This window comes from Gordonia otitidis, from assembly GCF_020735545.1.
In the GTDB taxonomy this organism is placed as follows: Bacteria; Actinomycetota; Actinomycetes; order Mycobacteriales; family Mycobacteriaceae; genus Gordonia; species Gordonia otitidis.
Window position 1 is genome coordinate 3,975,162 of record NZ_CP085974.1, and the last position, 19,440, is coordinate 3,994,601.

Annotated in this window: 15 protein-coding genes; 10 read left to right on the top strand and 5 right to left on the bottom strand. The window is 66.0% G+C overall.

What is annotated here, in order from left to right:
• Positions 1 to 35: 35 nt before the first annotated feature.
• The 4 genes from LK459_RS18205 to gatB all read left to right on the top strand — a co-directional run bounded on the left by LK459_RS18205 (position 36) and on the right by gatB (position 4,763).
• Positions 36 to 1,358 carry a sensor histidine kinase gene (locus LK459_RS18205; RefSeq protein ID WP_227919922.1) on the top strand — a complete coding sequence of 441 codons (1,323 nt, stop codon included), beginning with the start codon at positions 36 to 38 and terminating at the stop codon, positions 1,356 to 1,358.
• Positions 1,359 to 1,368: 10 nt separating this feature from the next.
• Positions 1,369 to 2,076 carry a response regulator gene (locus LK459_RS18210; protein ID WP_227919923.1) on the top strand — a complete coding sequence of 236 codons (708 nt, stop codon included), beginning with the start codon at positions 1,369 to 1,371 and terminating at the stop codon, positions 2,074 to 2,076.
• 104 nt (positions 2,077 to 2,180) lie between these two features.
• Positions 2,181 to 3,215: an ATP-dependent 6-phosphofructokinase gene (locus LK459_RS18215; protein ID WP_007239661.1), complete on the top strand. Its 1,035-nt coding sequence runs from the start codon at positions 2,181 to 2,183 to the stop codon at positions 3,213 to 3,215.
• Between the two features lie 45 nt (positions 3,216 to 3,260).
• Positions 3,261 to 4,763, top strand: coding sequence for an Asp-tRNA(Asn)/Glu-tRNA(Gln) amidotransferase subunit GatB (gene gatB / locus LK459_RS18220; RefSeq protein WP_227919924.1), 1,503 nt, complete (start codon positions 3,261 to 3,263; stop codon positions 4,761 to 4,763).
• A 67-nt stretch (positions 4,764 to 4,830) separates the two neighbouring features.
• Here gatB and LK459_RS18225 read toward each other — a convergent pair whose 3' ends face one another.
• On the bottom strand, positions 4,831 to 5,952 hold the full coding sequence (locus LK459_RS18225; RefSeq protein WP_227923844.1) for a PQQ-dependent sugar dehydrogenase: 1,122 nt from the start codon (positions 5,950 to 5,952) through the stop codon (positions 4,831 to 4,833).
• Between the two features lie 259 nt (positions 5,953 to 6,211).
• On the opposite strand from LK459_RS18225, the gene LK459_RS18230 reads away from it, so the two are divergent.
• Positions 6,212 to 7,414 (top strand): DoxX family protein, encoded by a 1,203-nt coding sequence (locus LK459_RS18230; RefSeq protein ID WP_227923845.1) that lies wholly within the window; start codon positions 6,212 to 6,214, stop codon positions 7,412 to 7,414.
• A 45-nt stretch (positions 7,415 to 7,459) separates the two neighbouring features.
• On the opposite strand, the gene ilvD is transcribed toward LK459_RS18230, so the two are convergent.
• The 3 genes from ilvD to LK459_RS18245 form a co-directional block, all read right to left on the bottom strand.
• Positions 7,460 to 9,304 carry a dihydroxy-acid dehydratase gene (ilvD, locus tag LK459_RS18235; RefSeq protein ID WP_227919926.1) on the bottom strand — a complete coding sequence of 615 codons (1,845 nt, stop codon included), beginning with the start codon at positions 9,302 to 9,304 and terminating at the stop codon, positions 7,460 to 7,462.
• Between the two features lie 262 nt (positions 9,305 to 9,566).
• On the bottom strand, positions 9,567 to 10,910 hold the full coding sequence (mgtE, locus tag LK459_RS18240) for a magnesium transporter (RefSeq protein WP_227919927.1): 1,344 nt from the start codon (positions 10,908 to 10,910) through the stop codon (positions 9,567 to 9,569).
• Between the two features lie 95 nt (positions 10,911 to 11,005).
• A complete protein-coding gene (locus tag LK459_RS18245; RefSeq protein ID WP_227919928.1) occupies positions 11,006 to 11,560 on the bottom strand; it encodes a PH domain-containing protein in 555 nt (184 codons plus the stop codon).
• Between the two features lie 336 nt (positions 11,561 to 11,896).
• Here LK459_RS18245 and LK459_RS18250 point away from each other — a divergent pair, with 336 nt between their 5' ends.
• From LK459_RS18250 to ilvC, 3 genes are all read left to right on the top strand, one after another.
• On the top strand, positions 11,897 to 13,867 hold the full coding sequence (locus tag LK459_RS18250) for an acetolactate synthase large subunit (protein ID WP_227919930.1): 1,971 nt from the start codon (positions 11,897 to 11,899) through the stop codon (positions 13,865 to 13,867).
• Positions 13,864 to 14,364, top strand: coding sequence for an acetolactate synthase small subunit (gene ilvN, locus LK459_RS18255; RefSeq protein WP_007238956.1), 501 nt, complete (start codon positions 13,864 to 13,866; stop codon positions 14,362 to 14,364). The genes LK459_RS18250 and ilvN overlap by 4 nt, the downstream gene beginning before the upstream one ends.
• A 113-nt stretch (positions 14,365 to 14,477) precedes the next feature.
• Entirely contained in the window at positions 14,478 to 15,491 is a 1,014-nt protein-coding gene (gene ilvC, locus LK459_RS18260) for a ketol-acid reductoisomerase (RefSeq protein WP_007238957.1), read from the top strand.
• A gap of 269 nt (positions 15,492 to 15,760) precedes the next feature.
• Here the strand turns inward: ilvC and LK459_RS18265 are convergent, their stop codons facing one another.
• Positions 15,761 to 16,423 (bottom strand): chymotrypsin family serine protease, encoded by a 663-nt coding sequence (locus LK459_RS18265; RefSeq protein ID WP_039994044.1) that lies wholly within the window; start codon positions 16,421 to 16,423, stop codon positions 15,761 to 15,763.
• Positions 16,424 to 16,718: 295 nt separating this feature from the next.
• Between LK459_RS18265 and serA the strand changes: the two genes are divergently transcribed.
• Positions 16,719 to 18,314 carry a phosphoglycerate dehydrogenase gene (serA, locus tag LK459_RS18270; RefSeq protein ID WP_227919932.1) on the top strand — a complete coding sequence of 532 codons (1,596 nt, stop codon included), beginning with the start codon at positions 16,719 to 16,721 and terminating at the stop codon, positions 18,312 to 18,314.
• Positions 18,311 to 19,321, top strand: a complete 1,011-nt coding sequence (locus LK459_RS18275; protein ID WP_227919933.1) for a 3-isopropylmalate dehydrogenase — start codon at positions 18,311 to 18,313, stop codon at positions 19,319 to 19,321. Before serA ends, LK459_RS18275 begins: the two co-directional genes overlap by 4 nt.
• Positions 19,322 to 19,440: the final 119 nt, after the last annotated feature.

Here is a 19,440-nt window from a genome sequence, read left to right on the forward strand (position 1 = left end):
AATCGCTCGCATACGGTGGACGGCGAGGTGATCAGATGTTCCAACGCGTACGGACCGGGATGTGCAGGGCCGGTACCGCCTTCGTCGACGAGGTGCGTGCCATTCCTGCGCTGTCGGATCCTGATCTGCGACGCTACTTCGCGTCCCGCATGAATCTGTTCTTCCTGCTGTTCGCGATCGTGCTGTTCGCCGTGGCGTGGCCGACGTCGAGTCTGACCCACGACATCCCGGCGTACGCGATGCCGGCCACGGCGGCCGCCATCGCCTGGCCGGTTGCACTCGGGTGGTCGGCTCCCGTTGTCGGATGGGTTGTTTCGCTCATCGCCGCGATGGTGATCGGTGCGGTTGTCCCGACAGCACACGGCTGGCAGTGGTCGATCCAGGTGACGCACATCATCGCGTTGCTCGTGCTCTCGTTCATGGCCGCCGTGCGAAGTCCGCTGCGATGGTTACCGGTGATCTGGCTGGCGTCGACACTTGTCGTGGTGAATGCGGCGCCAGAGCCATATCGGCCCGGTTGGATCTTCGGGCTGACCTTCGGTGCGATCGTGATCGCGCTGCTGCGCGGCCTCCTGGCGTCACGTGTGCAGCTCGCCCAGCGCACACAGGAGACCAGAGCCGCGGAGTCCGAGACCGCGGTACTGCAGGAGCGCGCACGCATCGCCCGCGACCTGCACGACGTCGTCGCGCACAGAATGTCGATGGTGGTGGTGATGGCCCAGACGGCGCGGTATCGACTCCCCGATGTCGGCGACGATGTCGCAGCCGAATTCGACGCGATCGCGACCGCTGCGCGTACCTCGCTCGACGAGGTACGGCAGCTGCTGGGTGTGCTGCGCGAGTCCGACGGTGGAACCAGGACCACACCGAATCCCGGACTCGAACACATCGAATCGTTGGTCGAAGCGACACGTCGGGCGGGAGCCGATGTGCGGTTGCACAACAGCGCGTCGGCGGTCGACGTCGGCGAGGCGTCGGGTCTCGCGGTCTACCGGATCGTCCAGGAGTCGCTGGCCAACGCGACCCGGCACGCACCTGGCGCACGCGTCGACATCTGGCTCCGTGACGGGGCTGTCGGTCAGCTCGAACTCGCGGTGGTTAACGGGATCGGCACTGAGCCCCCACTGGGTTTGGCGGGCAACGGCGCGGGGATACCCGGCATGGTCGACCGGGCGCGCAGTGTCGGCGGTGCGCTCGTCACGAGTCACACACCCGACGGTGGATTCGCCGTGCGGGCGTGGCTTCCCGCCGCGTTCGCATCCGCCGACACCGCCCTGTACCGGTCCGGGGGCGAGCTGATCGCGCCGCCATCAGAGGAGCGCAAGCCCGCGATCGGGTCGTCGGGCGCCGAACGGTAGCGTGCACCCAATGCCGATCACGCTTGTCATCGTCGACGACCAGGCGATGGTCCGACAGGGCTTCTCGGCGTTGCTCGCCGCGCAACCCGATTTCTCGGTGCTCGGCGACGCCGCGGACGGTGTCCAGGCCGTCGAACTGTGCGCGCGGGTGACTCCCGACGTCGTGCTCATGGACGTTCGGATGCCGAAGCGGGACGGACTGTGGGCAGCGAAAAGGATTCTCGCCGGTCGACCCAAGGGACAGAGGAACACCGAATCCGATGCGGGCGCGGGTAACCCGGCCAACGGCGCAGCGGGGGATACGCGAGTCCTGATGCTGACCACCTTCGACATCGACGACTATGTCTACGAGGCGCTGCGCATCGGGGCGTCGGGCTTTCTGCTCAAGGATGCGCCCGCCGACGAACTCGTCCGGGCGGTACGCGTCGTCGCCGCGGGTGACGCGTTGCTCGCGCCGTCGATCACCCGACGACTCATCGCGGAGGTGACCGCTCGACGCGAGCGCCGGGCCACCTCCTCCGAGCTCGGCTCGCTCACACCGCGCGAGCGTGAGGTGCTCGAGCTCGTGGCGGAGGGAAAGTCCAACGCCGAGATCGCCGCCGGCCTGTTCGTCACCGAGCAGACGGTCAAGACGCGCGTCAGCGGACTGCTCGGAAAACTCGGGTTGCGTGATCGCGCTCAGGCGGTCGTCTACGCCTACGAGAACGGCGTGAAGTGATGCGGCTCGTCGGAGGTGCCGGCATTCGTCGTCGTCCGGCGCGGTGCACCGCGGCCCACTAGATTGGACAGCGTCAACCCGGACGGCGGAAGGCAAGAAGACACATGGCGAAGAGATACGGCATCCTCACCTCCGGAGGCGATTGCCCGGGTCTCAATGCGGTGATCCGTGGCGCGGTCCTCAAGGGCGAAACTGTGTACGGACAGGAGTTCGTCGGCTTCCGTGACGGTTGGTACGGGCTGGTGTACGGCGACATCATCGAGCTCTCTCGCACACGCGTCCGCGGCCTGAGCCACGAGGGCGGAACGATCCTCGGTACCAGTCGGTTCGGTCCGTATTCCGAACCCGACGGCGGCGCAGAGAACATCAAGAAGGTACTCAAGAATCTCGAGATCGACGGTGTCATCGCGATCGGTGGCGACGGCACCGCTGCCGCCTCGCAGCGCCTCTACGAGGACGGCATCAACATCGTCGGTGTCCCCAAGACGATCGACAACGACATCGCCGCCACCGATTACACGTTCGGCTTCAACACCGCTGTCGAGATCGCCACGGAATCCATCGATCGTCTGCGCACCACGGGCAACTCGCACAAGCGCTGCATGGTGCTCGAGGTGATGGGCCGTCACGCGGGTTGGATCGCGTTGCATTCGGGCATCGCGGGTGGTGCGCACGCGATCCTGATTCCCGAGCACCCCGAGAGCCTGAATCAGATCTGCGCGTGGGTCACGAGCGTCAAGAATCGCGGCCGCTCGCCGATGGTCGTCGTTGCGGAGGGCTTCAAGCTGCCCGATATGGAGACCGCGCACTCGACCAAGGGACTCGACGGATTCAACCGTCCCCGACTCGGCGGCATCGCCGAGGTCCTCGCACCGATGATCGAGGAACGCACCGGAATCGAGACTCGCGCGACCGTCCTCGGCCACGTGCAACGCGGCGGCGTTCCGACCGCTTTCGACCGGGTACTGGCCACCAGACTCGGTATGGCCACCACCGACCTCGTCGCCGACAAGGGTTGGGGGCAGATGGTCGTGCTGCGTGGGACGGAGATCGAACGCACCACGTTCGACGAAGCTCTGGCCAACCACAAGCAGGTGCCCGCCGCGCAGTATCAGGAGATGCGGGTCATCTTCGGCTGACGACCCGACCGACCCGTCGATGCGCGCACGCATAAACTGGGTGCCATGACTGCCGCGACCGCCGAACTGATGGACTACGACCAGGTCATCGACGAGTTCGATCCCGTTCTGGGGCTCGAGGTGCACGTCGAGCTCGGCACCGACACCAAGATGTTCTGTGCGTGTCCGACCACCTTCGGTGCAGATCCCAACACCCAGGTCTGCTCGGTGTGTATCGGACTGCCGGGGTCGTTGCCGGTGGCCAACGCCAAGGCCATCGAGTACGCGATCCGTATCGGCCTGGCGCTGAACTGCTCGATCCGACCGTCGAGCACGTTCGCACGCAAGAACTACTTCTATCCGGACCAGCCCAAGAACTACCAGATCTCCCAGTACGACGATCCGATCGCCTACGACGGTCATCTCGACGTGGTGCTCTCCGACGGCACGACCTGGCGGGTGGAGATCGAGCGTGCGCACATGGAGGAGGACACGGGCAAGTCGCTGCACGTCGGTGGTGACGGCCGAATCCACGGCGCCGACCACTCGCTCCTCGACTACAACCGCGCAGGTGTACCGCTCGTCGAGATCGTGACCAAGCCCGTTACCGGCGCGGGTGCGCGAGCTCCGGAGGTTGCGCGCGCCTACGTATCGGCATTGCGTGACCTGCTCAAGTCTCTCGACGTCTCCGACGTCCGGATGGACCAGGGCTCACTGCGCTGCGATGCCAACGTCTCGTTGATGCGCAAGGACGCCACCGAGTTCGGCACGCGCACCGAGACGAAGAACGTCAACTCACTCAAGAGCGTCGAGGTCGCGGTCACCTACGAGATGCGCAGGCAGGCAGCGGTTCTCGAATCCGGTGGCGAGGTGGTGCAGGAGACCCGCCACTTCCACGAGGCGGACGGCACCACGTCAGCGGGGCGTCGTAAGGAGACCGCCGAGGACTACCGCTACTTCCCCGAGCCGGATCTTCCTCCCGTGCAACCTGATTCGGCGTGGGTGGCCGAGATCGCCAGTACGTTGCCCGAGTTGCCGTGGGTACGCCGCGCCCGGATCCAGGCCGAATGGGGCGTCTCCGACGAGGTCATGCGTGATCTGGTCAACGTCGGCGCTGTCGACCTCATCATCGCGACCGTCGACGCCGGGGCGGCACCGGAGGCCGCCCGCGGCTGGTGGGTGTCGTTCCTCGCTCAGCAGGCGAACAGCCGCGAGGTCGAGTTGGTCGATCTGTCGATCTCGCCCGCCCAGGTCGCCACGATCATCGGGTTGGTCGACGAGGGAAAACTGACGACGAAGCTCGCACAGCAGGTGGCTGTCGCTGTTCTCGACGGCGAGGGCGAGCCCGCGCAGATCGTCGCCGACCGCGGACTCGAGGTGGTGCGCGACGACTCGGCGCTGCAGAAGGCGGTCGACGAGGCGCTGGCGGCCAACCCCGACATCGCCGACAAGATCCGGGGCGGCAAGGTGGCTGCCGCCGGAAAGATCGTCGGCGACGTGATGAAGGCGACGCGCGGTCAGGCCGACCCGGCGCGCGTCAAGGAACTGGTCATCGCCGCCTGCTCCTGACCACCAGATGCCCCGAGGGTCTGCACCCTGCGCATCGACACGTCGTGACCGCGTGTCACACTCCCCGTCAGGCCCTGTTCTCCGACGACGCGGGTGGGATGAAACGCACCACACGGTCGTCGGTGCCGACCGGGTTACCAGAGGCCTTGTTCACGGTGGCGAACAGCATCGCACCGCTCGTGGAGCTGACGATCCTGCCCAGTGCGCCATAGCGCTTTTCCAGCACGACGGTCGGCGGGGTGATAGTCGGCTTGTCGCGGGTCGGTTCGGTGAGGGCGAGGATCTGCTGCGTGCGGGTGGTCGTCACGAAGATCTGCCCGGATGACACCGCGCAGCCGGCGACCTCGGGACGGTCGGGCCACGTCCACAGCACCTTCGGCGCTCCCGATCCGACGGCCTGAAGCCGATCCTCGGTCTGGGTGCGGTCGGTGACGTAGACCGAACCGGTGTCGTTGTGGCACAGCGCCACGTTCGAGCCGAAACCAGCGGCGAGAATCTTCGGTGGGGGGTTGGCGCCCGACCCGAACGACGTCACGGACAGCAGTTTTCCCGCGAGTGACGTGGGGTTGGCTGCCGATGCCGGATCACCGGCGTCGCCGGTGGCGACAAGCAGTTCGGTGGGGGACCTGAAATACAGTGCTCCCATGTTTCCCGTGGCGCCCTTGGGAATGCCGGTGAGAATGGGTTTGGCGACGTCTCCGGGAGCGATGCGGACGACGCGGTTGTCCGACGCCGTGGTGACGAGCGCGTAGATGAGGCGGTCCTGGCTGTAGGTGGGCGACAAGGCGAAGTCGACGAGACCGCCGTCGCCCGAACCGTCGACGTCGAACGAGGCGATCGCCCGCTGTGGTCCGTAACGCTTGGCCGTGATCAGCTTGCCCGTGGTTCGCTCGGCGACGACGGTGGTGGTCGCCTGGTCGTCGCCCGGCATGAGGCCACCGGTGGAAGCGAGGCACGTCGCGATGACCTGCGGGTCGGGATCGACGCACGGGCCGGTCGGCGGAGGCCCCGGATTCTGTGGTGCGCTCGGCTCGGGTGAGGGGGTCTTCTGCTTCTGTTCGAACGAATCGTTGTTGGCCGAGAACTGCCCAGCGGCCTGGTCGCGGTCCTGCGAGGAGAAATCGGCGCAACCGGTGAGCGCGGCGGCAACCAGGACGAATGTGGCCGCGAGCAGCGCCCACCAATGCATCCGTCGACTGCCGGCGGTGTCCGGCCGCCGACCACCGGCCGTCCGGTGCCGCTCGCTCCGCCCCTCACGCATGCACACCACAGTAGGCGATGCCCGACGACTCACCGCGCGCTGTTCGGGGGTGGTCCAGAGGTGACGATCTACAGTCGAGAGTGTGACGCAACGAGACGACCGAAGTTCTGCCGAAGGCGTCTCAGAGCCGACGGCCACCTCGCCGGGCTCCGATGGTCCAGGCTCTGACACCGCGGGCAGGGAGGGCGTGCCGACAGGCAACGCCGAGACCGGCAGCACCGATCCCTACGACGCGTCCGCTGGCGAATCGGCAAGTCCCTACGACGAGACCACAGGACGCATCCCTGTGCAGCGCCGCCCGTCGTCCGACCGGGATGCGTTCTACGACAAGCACTCTCGTCGAATGACCCGCGTCGACGAGCTTGATGATCTCGACCCGGACGACGTGGAGACGCGTCGATTCCCGGCCACCCCGAACCCTCCGGCCGCGTCGCCGTCGCAACCTCCGGCACCGCAACCCGCGGCACCATCGAGCTCATCGGCAGGGACAGGGGGTGACACCGGACACCGACGTCGCCGCAGGCCCGCACCACAACGTGTGGAGGGTTCCGGTGTCGCCGGAGACCAGCAGGCGCGGACCACTCCGCAGCGGGTCGTCGAACCCGGTGCCCCCGTGGCCTCCGAGCGTCACGACACGGCGATCATCGAGACCGGGCGTGGCGACGCTGTTGACGACGGCGATGTCGGCACCTCGAGCGCGACGCCGAGCGCGGCCCTCGTGGACGGCCCGTCGTCGGCGACAGCAGGCGAGACGACAGCAGACGAGACAACAGCAGACGAGACGACAGGGGGCGATGAGCACGCCACCGGTGTCGCACAGGCGCCCCGTGTTCGCCGCGGAACGCTCGATCTCGGTCTGCTACTCCTGCGTGTGGCTGTCGGAGCCGTCGTCATGGCACACGGTTTGTCGCACCTGTTCGGCTGGTGGAACGGCACAGGACTCGACGGTTTCCAGAACGAGCTGCTCAATACGTCCAACCCTGCGATCGGTTTCGCAGCCGATGCGGCCAAGCCGCTGGCCGCGGGTATCGCGCTCGCCGAGACCATCGGCGGCCTGATGGTGATCGTGGGGCTGCTGACGCCCATCGGCGCGTCGGCGATACTCGCGGTGATGTTGCTCGCAGCGGCGTTCAAGACGACCACGAGCGGAGGATTCGAGTTCTTCGCGAGCGCGAACGGCGTCGAATTCGAGCTGATGATGGCCGCTGCGGCCGCTGCACTCGTCCTGACCGGTCCCGGCCTCTACTCGCTGGACTATCCGCGAGGGTGGGCCCGACGACCGTTTGTGGGATCGGTCCTCTGGCTGGTGATCGGTGTCGCCGTCGCGTGCGTGATCTGGATTTTCTGCAACGGCACCGACCCGTTCAGCTCACCGGGCAACCCCCGGTAGTGCGGACTCGACCGGCGATTTCGGCCGGTCGAGTCCGAACGACGATCAGTCGACCTTGCGGACGGCGCCCTGATCGGCGGACGTCGCGAGCTTGGCGTAGGCGCGTAGTGCGGTCGAGACCTTGCGGTCGCGGTCCCTGGGCTGCCATGGGCGCTCAGAGGCCTCCATCTTCGCGCGGCGCTCGGCGAGTACATCGTCGTCGACGAGCATCTTCAGGGTCCGGGTCTTGACGTCGATGAGGATCTCGTCGCCGTTCTCGACCAGCCCGATGTCGCCGCCCGCGGCAGCCTCGGGGGAGGCGTGCCCGATGACGAGTCCCGACGATCCGCCGGAGAATCGCCCGTCGGTGACCAGTCCGCACTTCTTGCCCATTCCGGTGCCCTTCATGAAGGCCGTCGGGTGCAGCATCTCCTGCATACCCGGCCCACCGGCAGGACCTTCGTAGCGGATCACCAGGACCTCGCCAGCCTGGAGTTCCTTCGACAGGATGGCGTGAACCGCGTCCTCCTGGCTCTCGACGACACGCGCGGGGCCTTGGAAGTGCCACAGTGACTCGTCGACTCCGGCGGTCTTGAGGACCGCGCCGTTCTCGGCGAGGTTGCCGTGCAGGACACACAGGCCACCTTCGACGGTGTAGGCGTGTTCGATGTCGCGGATGCAGCCGTCGGCGGCGTCGGTGTCCAACGATTCCCAGCGATTCGACGTCGAGAACGGCTCAGTGGTGCGAACGCCGCCCGGCGCGGCGTCGAAGAGTTCGATCGCCGCGTCGGTCGCGGTGCCGCTACGGATGTCCCAGTCGGCCAGGTACGACTCGAGCGAAGGGGCGTGGACCGGATGGACATCGGTGTTGAGTAGGCCGCCGCGATTCAGCTCGCCGAGGATCGCGGGGATACCTCCGGCGCGGTGCACGTGCTCCATGTAGTACTTCGGCGAGTTCGGCGCGACCTTCGACACGCAGGGCACCTTGCGCGAGATGCGGTCGATGTCTTTGAGGGTGAAGTCGACCTCACCCTCCTGCGCAGCAGCGAGGATGTGCAACACCGTGTTGGTGGAGCCGCCCATGGCGACGTCGAGCGCCATCGCGTTCTCGAAGGCCTCCCGGGTCGCGACGCTGCGCGGCAGCACCGACTCGTCGTCGTCGTGGTAGTAGCGCTTGGCGATGTCGACGATCAACTCGCCCGCCTTCGTGAACAGGTCACGGCGGGCGACCTGGGTCGCGAGGGTGGATCCGTTGCCCGGCAACGACAACCCGAGCGCCTCTGTCAGACAGTTCATCGAGTTGGCGGTGAACATGCCCGAACACGAGCCGCACGTCGGGCACGCCGAACGCTCCACGGTGAGCAGTTCCTCGTCGCCGACGTTGCTGTCGGCGGAGGCGGTGATCGCGTCGATGAGGTCGGTGCCCGGATGCACGACGCCGTTGATGACCACGGAGGTTCCCGCCTCCATCGGTCCGCCGGAGACGAACACCGTCGGGATGTTCAGACGCATCGCCGCGTTGAGCATTCCCGGAGTGATCTTGTCGCAGTTGGAGATACAGACGAGGGCATCGGCGGTGTGTGCGTTCACCATGTATTCGACCGAGTCGGCGATGATTTCACGGCTCGGTAGCGAGTAGAGCATCCCACCGTGCCCCATGGCGATTCCGTCGTCGACGGCGATCGTGTTGAACTCCTTGGATACCCCGCCCGCGGCCGCCACTGCCTCCGCGACGATCTCTCCGACGTTCTTGAGATGAACGTGGCCCGGCACGAACTGCGTGTACGAGTTGGCGATGGCGACGATCGGCTTGCCGAAGTCATCCTCCGTCATTCCGGTTGCGCGCCACAGCGCGCGAGCGCCGGACGCCTCGCGTCCGACGGTGGTGGTACGTGACCTCAAGGCTGGCATGGAGATTCCTCGATCATTTCGGTGTCCGCACAGAGGCGGAGCGTGTGGACTCGCTGCGCGTTGTAGTGCGTGTCAACGTCGCGCCCGGCGCAAATATTCATCTCAGACATTCGCGCCTGACACCGCGGCGGGTCCGCGCCGGGTTCGTCTGGGCTGTGAGCAACCGGTCGTCGTCGCCGATCGACGCGATGACTCGGGCTCGACATTCCACGGTACTCCCCGCTGACGTGGGAGAACAAAACCGACCGCCGTCCGGTAGGGCTCAGAGGTTGAGCACCGCTTTGGCGATGGTGAAGTAGATGATGAGTCCGGTCGCGTCGCAGAACGTGGAGATGAAAGGCGTCGAGAAGACGGCAGGATCGACGTGGATGGACTTCGCTGCCAGTGGCATGAGTCCGCCGACGGTCGCGGCCATGGTGCAGATGGCGACGATGGTCAAGCCGATGACCGTGCCGATGCCGGTGTCATAGGCCAGCGAGGCCACGGCGAAGCCGACCACACCGAGACACGCGCCCAGGGTGAGGCCCACCCGGAATTCCTTGGAGACCACCCGCACCACGTCGCGGGTGCGCACGTCGTCGACGGCGAGTGCGCGGGTCACCGTGACCGCGGCCTGCGAACCGGCGTTGCCGCCGATGCCGGTGAGCAGCGGGATGAACAGTGCGAGAGCCACCATCTCGTCGAGTGTCGCCTCGAAGATCTCGAGCACGTTGACCGTGAGGATCGCCGACACTGCGAGGACGAACAACCACACAACCCGTGATCGGGTGATGCGCCAGACCGACGCCAGCAGGTAGGGCTCCTCGAGGGGTTCGCTGGCGCCCGCTCGCGCCTGGTCCTCGTCCCTGGCCTGCTCGATGACCTCGATCGCGTCGTCGAGCGTGAGGACGCCGACGACCTTGTTGTCGCTGTCGACGACGGGAGTGGCGAGGATGCCCCGCTCGACGCAGCGTTGGGCGGTCTGTTCCGCGTCGTCGTCTGCCCGGGCGGACACGGGGCTTCGCATGAGCTCGGTCATCGTGGTGCCCGGATCGGCGAGCAGTAGATCGCGCAGACTCACCACCCCCGCGAGTTCTCGGTCGGGCTCGGTGACAGGGATGGTGTAGATGGTCTCGACACGGTCGCCTACCGCTTTGACCTGGTTGAGGACGGACTCGGCGGTGTCGTCGACGACGGCGTGCACGATCTCCGGACTCATTCGCCTGCCGACGGATCCGCGCGGGAATCCGAGCACCACGCCGGTGGCCTCGCGCTCGTCGCGGCGCAGCGTCGCAACCAGTTCGTGGGCGATGGGGGTGGGTAGTTCGTCGAGGAGTTCGGCACGATCGTCGGGATCGAGACCCGCGAAGTATTCGCCGACCTCGGTGGTGCCCAACTCGTCGATCAATCCCTGTTGCACCCGTGGTGAGAGATGCTCGAACACCTCGAGGGCAGTCGACTTGGGCAGCATGCGGAAGGCGATGCTCGCCTGTTTACGGGGAAGGTGGTTGCCGATCGAGGCGATCTCGGTCGGCGGCAGGTCGCGCATGAGTCGCGTCAGCGTCGCGAGGTCACCGTCATCGATGAGCTCTTTCACGGCGTGGGGCGTGATCGTCGGCGTGTGCACGATCCGACCCTAAACGCGTTGCCGCGCCGGCACCGGGTGGCGAACCGACGCCACGCGTGCGATCTCGCCGCACGTCGGCCATGGCGTCCGCGGGGTCAGTCCTCGGCGGCAGCGGCTGCGGCATAGGGGTCGGGTATCCGACCACGGCTCGCAGCCGACAACCGGGGGAGATCGCGGAACATCAGTGCGGGCAGGCGCACCGTCGAATCATCGGTCAGGACAGCGCGGACAGGCCCCCACTTGGAGAACTGCAGACCGGCGATGTCAGACCACGGGATTCGTCTCGTTCGGAACGTCCCGACCGCGGTGATCCCGGCCTCGGTCACGACGGTTCGCACGCGTGCGATCCACAGGGCGAGGAGGACAGGGAGGATCAGGGTCCATCCGAGCCACACCAGCGAGGCGCCGGCGAGGATGATGACCACGATGAACGCTGCCGGAATGGTGAAGTAGGCCAGCTTCTGGACCCGGAACACCTGCGGGAGCTCGACCACCTCGGGAGCGCTCGTCTCGTCGTGCACAGCCTCGGCGTCGACATGTGCGTGAGCGTCGCCCGCAGTGGCGTCGACCCGTGCGGTCGCGTGGCTGCTGTGCCGTGCGGAGTCGTCTGCGGCGGAGTCGTGCGTCGTGTGGTCGGAGGGGGAGGACACGCTCCCATTGTGACATCCGGACGATACCGCCCGGTCACGCAGTACTTTCTCACGATGTGGGACTGAAGTGTCCGTAGTTTGACTCTGCGATGGGCGCGGTCCTACCGTGAACAACGTGATGCACAAGGATCTTCTCGTAGTAATCGGCCGGCGCGTCGTCGCCTGACCGGTCACTTCGTAGACCCAGCCAGCATCGACGCGCCACCCTCGAACAGCCTTGCTGTCGGGGGTTTTTTGTTGTCAACGGCATGGTGACCCGATCTCCATACGCCATCACAAGCCAATTGAATCCCAGTCCGTCACAGGACACCGAGCAGAAGATGTGAGGACCGTGCAGTGAGCGCACCAACAGCACGCGCCGCCGGCGGGGCCGACGCCAGGACCGAGCCCGCAGCCAAGAGTAATGGCAATGCAGCCACTGTGCTGCGCGAACAGTCACCGGCGGCGGGCACTCTCCGCGCCGTGCAGCAGAACACCGTTGCACCCGAACGCGTCAGCGGTGCACAGTCGGTGGTCAGGTCGCTCGAAGAACTCGGCGTCGAGGTCGTCTTCGGAATTCCGGGCGGTGCTGTGCTGCCCGTCTACGACCCGCTGCTCGACTCGCAGAAGGTGCGTCACGTCCTCGTTCGCCACGAGCAGGGGGCTGGCCACGCCGCCACTGGTTATGCGCAGGTTACCGGGCGCGCAGGTGTCATGATGGCGACGTCGGGGCCCGGCGCGACCAATCTGGTCACGCCGCTCGCCGACGCGCAGATGGACTCGGTCCCGGTCGTGGCGATCACCGGTCAGGTGGGACGCGCTCTCATCGGTACCGATGCGTTCCAGGAGGCCGACATCTCCGGCATCACGATGCCGGTCACCAAGCACAACTTCCTCGTGAGCAACGCCGTCGACATCCCGCGGATCATCGCCGAGGCGTTCCACATCGCCGAGAGCGGCCGTCCGGGTGCCGTCCTCGTCGACATCCCCAAGGACATCCTGCAGGCACAGACCACCTTCTCGTGGCCGCCGCAGATCGACCTGCCCGGCTACCGCCCGGTTACCAAGCCGCACGGCAAGCAGGTCCGCGAGGCCGCACGTCTCATCAACGCCGCCAAGAACCCCGTGCTCTACGTCGGCGGCGGTGTGATCAAGGCGAATGCCACCCCGGAGTTGCTCGAACTCGCGGAGCTGACCGGCATCCCTGTCGTCACCACACTGATGGCGCGGGGCGCCTTCCCGGATTCGCACCCGCAGCACCTCGGAATGCCCGGTATGCACGGCACCGTGGGAGCTGTTGCTGCGCTGCAGCGTTCGGACCTGCTGATCACGCTCGGCGCCCGTTTCGACGACCGCGTCACCGGGCAGTTGTCCTCGTTCGCGCCCGGCGCGAAGGTCATTCACGCCGACATCGACCCGGCCGAGATCGGCAAGAACCGAGTTGCCGACGTGCCGATCGTCGGGGACTGCAAGGCGGTCATCTCCGATCTGATCGAAACCCTGCGCAACGAGCGGGCCACCAGCGATTCGTCGCAGGATCTGACCGCGTGGTGGGAGTATCTGGACCGCATCCGCCGCACGTATCCGCTCAGCTACGACCGTCCCGCCGACGGGTCGATGTCGCCGGAGTTCGTCATCTCGCGCATCGGGCAGCTCGCTGGTCCCGACGCCGTGTACTGCGCGGGCGTCGGCCAACACCAGATGTGGGCGGCCCAGTTCATCTCCTACGAGAAGCCGCGCACGTGGCTCAACTCGGGCGGACTGGGCACGATGGGGTACGCGGTTCCTGCGGCCATGGGCGCCAAGATGGCCGACCTCGACGCCGAGGTGTGGGCGATCGACGGTGACGGTTGCTTCCAGATGACCAATCAGGAGTTGGCGACCTGCGCGATCGAGGGCATCCCGATCAAGGTGGCACTGATCAACAACGGAAACCTGGGCATGGTGCGCCAGTGGCAGACGCTCTTCTACGAGGAGCGCTACTCCAACACCGATCTCTCGACCCACTCCCGCAGAATCCCGGACTTCGTCAAACTCGCAGAAGCGTTGGGCTGCGCGGCATTCCGCGTCGAGAACGAAGCCGACGTCGACGAGGTGATCGCCAAGGCGCGCGAGATCAACGACCGGCCGGTGGTCATCGACTTCATCGTCGGCGCCGACGCCCAGGTGTGGCCGATGGTCGCAGCGGGAACCGGCAACGACGAGATCATGGCGGCCCGCGACATCCGACCACTGTTCGACGACGACGAGTCGGCGGCTGAGGACGTCGCCGACATCCACGAAATCGTCAACCAGCAGACCAATCTCGGCCAGGAGGGTCGCAAGTGAGTACTCATACCCTGAGCGTTCTGGTCGAGGACCTACCGGGCGTCCTCGCGCGAGTGTCGTCACTGTTCTCGCGCCGTGGATTCAACATCGAGTCGCTCGCGGTCGGTCCGACCGAGATGAAGGGTGTCTCGCGGATGACCATCATGGTGTCGGTCGACGACTTCCCGCTCGAGCAGGTCACCAAGCAGCTCAACAAACTGATCAACGTGATCAAGATCGTCGAGCAGGACCCGGCGTCGTCGGTGTCCCGCGAGCTGATGATGGTCAAGGTGCGGTCCGACGCTTCGGTGCGCAGCGAGGTCATCGAGGTCGTGAATCTGTTCCGCGCCAAGGTGATCGACGTCTCGCCGGAGTCGTTGACCATCGAGGCGACGGGAACGTCGGAGAAACTGGAGGCCCTGTTGCGGATGCTCGATCCGTACGGGATTCGTGAGATCGCCCAGTCCGGTGCGGTCACGCTGGGTCGGGGTCCCAAGAGCATGTCGGCCAATCGCTGACGCACTCACATCACTGTCACAACACAACAGCAGCGTCCCGGTTCGACGAGTTCGCTTCCACCGAAGCCGTCTTCATCCGGGGCACCAAGAGATATATCGAAGGGAATCCAACTGTGGCGATCGAATTGTTCTATGACGACGATGCCGATCTGTCGATCATCCAGGGCCGCAAGGTCGCGGTGATCGGTTACGGCAGCCAGGGGCACGCGCACTCGCTGTCGCTGCGCGACTCCGGCGTCGACGTGGCGATCGGCCTGCGTGAGGGCTCCAAGTCGCGTGAGAAGGCCGAAGAGCAGGGCCTCAAGGTCATGTCCAACGCGGAGGCCGCAGAGTGGGCCGACGTCATCATGCTGCTCGCGCCCGACACGAGCCAGGCCAAGATCTTCACCGAGGACATCGAGCCGAACCTGAAGGACGGCGACGCGCTGTTCTTCGGTCACGGGCTCAACATCCACTTCGACCTCATCAAGGCGCCGGAGAACGTCACGGTCGCGATGGTGGCGCCGAAGGGCCCGGGACACCTCGTTCGGCGTCAGTTCGTCGACGGCAAGGGCGTGCCGTGTCTGATCGCGGTCGACCAGGACCCCAAGGGTGAGGGCCAGGCGCTGGCGTTGAGCTACGCGTCGGCCATCGGTGGTGGTCGTGCCGGCATCATCAAGACCACCTTCAAGGAAGAGACCGAGACCGACCTCTTCGGTGAGCAGGCTGTGCTCTGCGGTGGCACCGAGGAACTGGTCAAGACCGGCTTCGAGGTCATGGTCGAGGCCGGCTATGCCCCCGAGATGGCGTACTTCGAGGTGCTGCACGAGCTCAAGCTCATCGTCGACCTCATGTACGAGGGCGGTATCGCGCGGATGAACTACTCGGTGAGCGACACCGCCGAGTTCGGTGGCTACCTGTCGGGACCGCGCGTCATCGACGCCGACACCAAGGAACGCATGCGCGCCATCCTCTCCGACATCCAGGACGGCACCTTCGTCAAGCGGCTCGTCGCCAACGTCGAGGGCGGCAACAAGGAGCTCGAGGAGCTGCGCAAGAAGAATGCCGAGCACCCGATCGAGGTGACCGGCAAGAAGCTGCGTGACCTGATGAGCTGGGTGGATCGCCCGATCACCGAAACTGCCTGAGTCACAAGCGCCCAACGCCGGCCCGGCTCCCGTCAGGGAGCCGGGCCGGCGTTGTTTCCGGCTCGTGGGTCGACCGGCTCTGCCACACTGCTCGAGTGACCGAACTCTGGATGCTGGAGGATCTCGAGTACTTCCCCGAGGTGCCCGAAGGTGACGGTGTCTGCGCGCCGACGACACTCGGTGCCGACTGACGGACCGACAAGCGAAACCACAACACCCCGAGGCGAACTGCCGCCTCGGGGTGTTGTGGTGGTTCTCGGATCAGCCGATCAGATCAGCGAGAAGCCCTTGTACCTGGTCGTTTTCACGTAGTCGAGCACCGCACCGATGTTGGTTCCCGTCTCCGGTCCGATGCAGCCGACGAAGTAGTAGGCGTTGACCATGCCGACGAGCCGGTCACCGACGACGACCGGGCTACCGGAATCGCCCTCGATGACGCAGATCTGGGAGAAGTGGACGTCGCCGTCGGAGAACCATGAGATGCCGCAGGTGTTGCCGGTGGTGCGGCCCTGCTTGCACGCGACAGTGGGGAAGCCGATGGGACGGGTGTCGATTTTGTTGATCGTCACGCCGTGCACGGATCGCAGCGGCACGACACGATTCGGATCGAACTCGATCAGCGCGACGTCTTCCTTGGGATCGGAGTAGGTGATGACGCCGGCCTGGCCGCGATCCTGGAATGTCTCCGAGAGGACCTTCTGTCCGGGCTTGCCGCAGTGCCCGGCCGTGATGCCGATCAACTGCCCGGTCTTGGCGTGGCCGATCGTGGTGAGGGTGCACGCCGACGCGCTGTTGCCGCCCTTGAGGACCAGGATTCCCGAGCCGCCGCCGATGTAGATCTTCGCCGGGGCGGCTGTGGCGCTACCCGCCCCCCAGCCGGCCAGCAATACCGCAGCGAGAACAGCCAGCATTGCTGTCAGCTTCCTCATCATTCACATGCTCCACTCTTGTTAACATTCGTCCCGCCTGTTCGGCGGGTCATGCACACCGTAACGGTCGGCGACCCAGTCGATCTCCACTCGGAATCCAGCTGCGGTTGCTTTGCAACCAGTCCGTGATGACGCTCGTCGGGCCGCGTAATGACGATCACAATGTACAGGTGTTTCCTGAGTAAGCACCTTGACGACGCAGACCGGCTGTTCAGGCGCGTCGAGCGTCCCTCTAAGCTGTTGCCGTACGTCTTTGACGTCCTCGAATCCTGTGCACCCGATCTACGGAGAATTCACTGTGACCTCAGCTGGCAGTCCGGTCGTCCTGATCGCCGACAAACTGGCCCCCTCGACGGTGGAAGCCCTTGGCGATGGCGTCGAGGTGCGGTGGGTCGACGGCCCAGACCGCCCCAAGCTCCTCGAGGCAGTGGTCGATGCGGATGCGTTGCTCGTGCGGTCCGCAACCACCGTGGATGCAGAGGTGCTCGAGGCGGGCAAGAACCTGAAGATCATCGCGCGCGCGGGCGTGGGCCTCGACAACGTGGACGTGCCGGCAGCGACCGCACGCGGCGTGATGGTCGTGAACGCACCGACCTCCAACATCCACACCGCCGCAGAGCATGCCGTCACGCTGATGCTGGCGGCCGCCCGCCAGATCCCCGCGGCCGACGCAACGTTGCGTGAACACACGTGGAAGCGCTCGTCGTTCAACGGCGTCGAGATCTTCGACAAGACGGTCGGCGTCGTCGGGCTCGGTCGTATCGGTCAGCTCGTCGCCGCGCGCCTGGCAGCCTTCGAGACGCACGTCATCGCTTATGACCCCTATGTCTCGCCCGCGCGCGCTGCGCAGCTCGGCATCGAGCTCGTCAGCCTCGACGAACTGCTCGAGCGTGCCGACTTCGTCACCGTCCACCTACCCAAGACTCCCGAGACACTCGGCTTGATCGGTGCGGATCAGCTGGCGCGAACCAAGAAGGGCGTGATCATCGTCAACGCCGCTCGTGGCGGACTCGTCGACGAGCAGGCGCTGGCCGACGCGATCACCTCCGGTCAGGTCCGTGCCGCGGGTCTCGACGTGTTCGCCACCGAGCCGTGCACCGACTCGCCGCTGTTCGAACTGCCGCAGGTCGTCGTGACGCCGCACCTCGGTGCCTCCACGAGCGAGGCGCAGGACCGCGCGGGTACCGACGTCGCCAAGAGCGTCCGCCTCGCGCTCGCCGGTCACTTCGTCCCCGACGCGGTCAACATCACCGGCGGTGCGGTCGACGAGGAGGTCGCACCGTGGCTGGAGATGGCGCGCAAGCTCGGCGTGATGATCGGTGCGCTGAGCACCGAACTGCCGTCGTCCATCGTCGTCGACGTCCGCGGTGAACTCGCCTCGAGCAACGTCGACGTCCTCGGGCTGTCGGCTCTGCGTGGACTCTTCTCTGCCGCCCTCGACGAACCGGTCACGTTCGTCAACGCGCCGACCGTTGCCGCCGAGCGCGGTGTGACCAGTGAGGTCGTGACCAACAGCGAGAGCCCGACCCACCGCAGCGTCGTCGACGTCAAGGCCGTGTATGCCGACGGTTCGGTGCAGAACGTGTCGGGTGCGATCACCGAACCACGTCAGGTCGAGAAGATCGTCAACATCAACGGTCGCAACTTCGACCTCCGTGCCGAAGGGCTCAATCTGCTTGTCAGCTATGTCGATCAGCCCGGTTCGCTTGGCAAGATCGGCACGCTGCTCGGTAACGCGGGCATCGACATCCTCGCGGCCGCGCTGTCGCAGGACGCGGAGGGCGGCGGTGCCACCATGCTGCTCCGGGTCAGCACGAAGGTCGACGACTCTGTCGTCTCGGCCATCTCGGACGCGGTCGACGCAACGCTGATCGAACAGGTGGATCTGTCATGAAACTCGCTGTCATCGCAGGCGACGGCATCGGGCCCGAGGTCATCTCCGAAGCGCTGCAGGTGTTGACGACGCTCGTCCCCGACGTCGCCGTCACCGAATACGACCTCGGCGCGCGCCGCTTCCATCGCAACGGCGAACTGCTCACCGATGACGATCTGGCGTCGCTGCGTGAGCACGACGCAATCCTGCTCGGCGCCATCGGCGATCCGTCGGTGCCGTCCGGTGTGCTCGAGCGTGGCTTGCTGCTCAAGATGCGGTTCGCGCTCGATCACCACATCAACCTGCGTCCGTCACGCCGCTTCCCAGGTGTGCCGTCGCCACTCGCGGGCGATCCGGACATCGACTTCGTCGTGGTCCGGGAGGGCACCGAGGGGCCGTACACCGGCAACGGTGGAGCCATTCGCGTCGACACCGCGCACGAGGTCGCCACCGAGGTCAGCGTCAACACCCGGTACGGCGTCGAACGCGTGGTACGTAATGCTTTCGAGCGTGCGACCGCGCGCCGGAAGCACCTGACGCTCGTGCACAAGACGAATGTGCTGACCTTCGCGGGCTCGCTGTGGAGCCGCACCGTCGAGCAGGTTGCCGCGGAGTACCCCGACGTCAGTGTCGACTACTGCCATGTCGATGCGGCCACCATCTATCTCGTGACCGATCCGGGCCGTTTCGATGTGATCGTCACCGACAACCTCTTCGGCGACATCATCACCGACATCGCTGCTGCGGTCAGCGGTGGGATCGGCCTCGCGGCGTCGGGCAACATCGACGCCACCGGCACCAACCCGTCGATGTTCGAACCAGTGCACGGCAGCGCACCCGACATCGCCGGGCAGCAGAAGGCGGATCCGACGGCCGCGATCCTGTCTGTGGCGCTTCTGCTCGATCATCTCGGGTACGCAGACGAAGCGCGGCGCGTGGAAAAGGCTGTCGCCGACGATCTCCTCGACCGCGACGGCGCAACGTTGTCGACCGGCGAGATCGGCAAGCGGATTCTCGGGCGGCTCTGAGCCGCGCAGTGTCCCACAACTCGCGGGCCGGAACCTTCGGGTTCCGGCCCGAGTCGTCTGTGTAGCTGTTCAATACGATGGCTATTGTTCTATTTGAGCTAGAACTATAGGATGGCTGT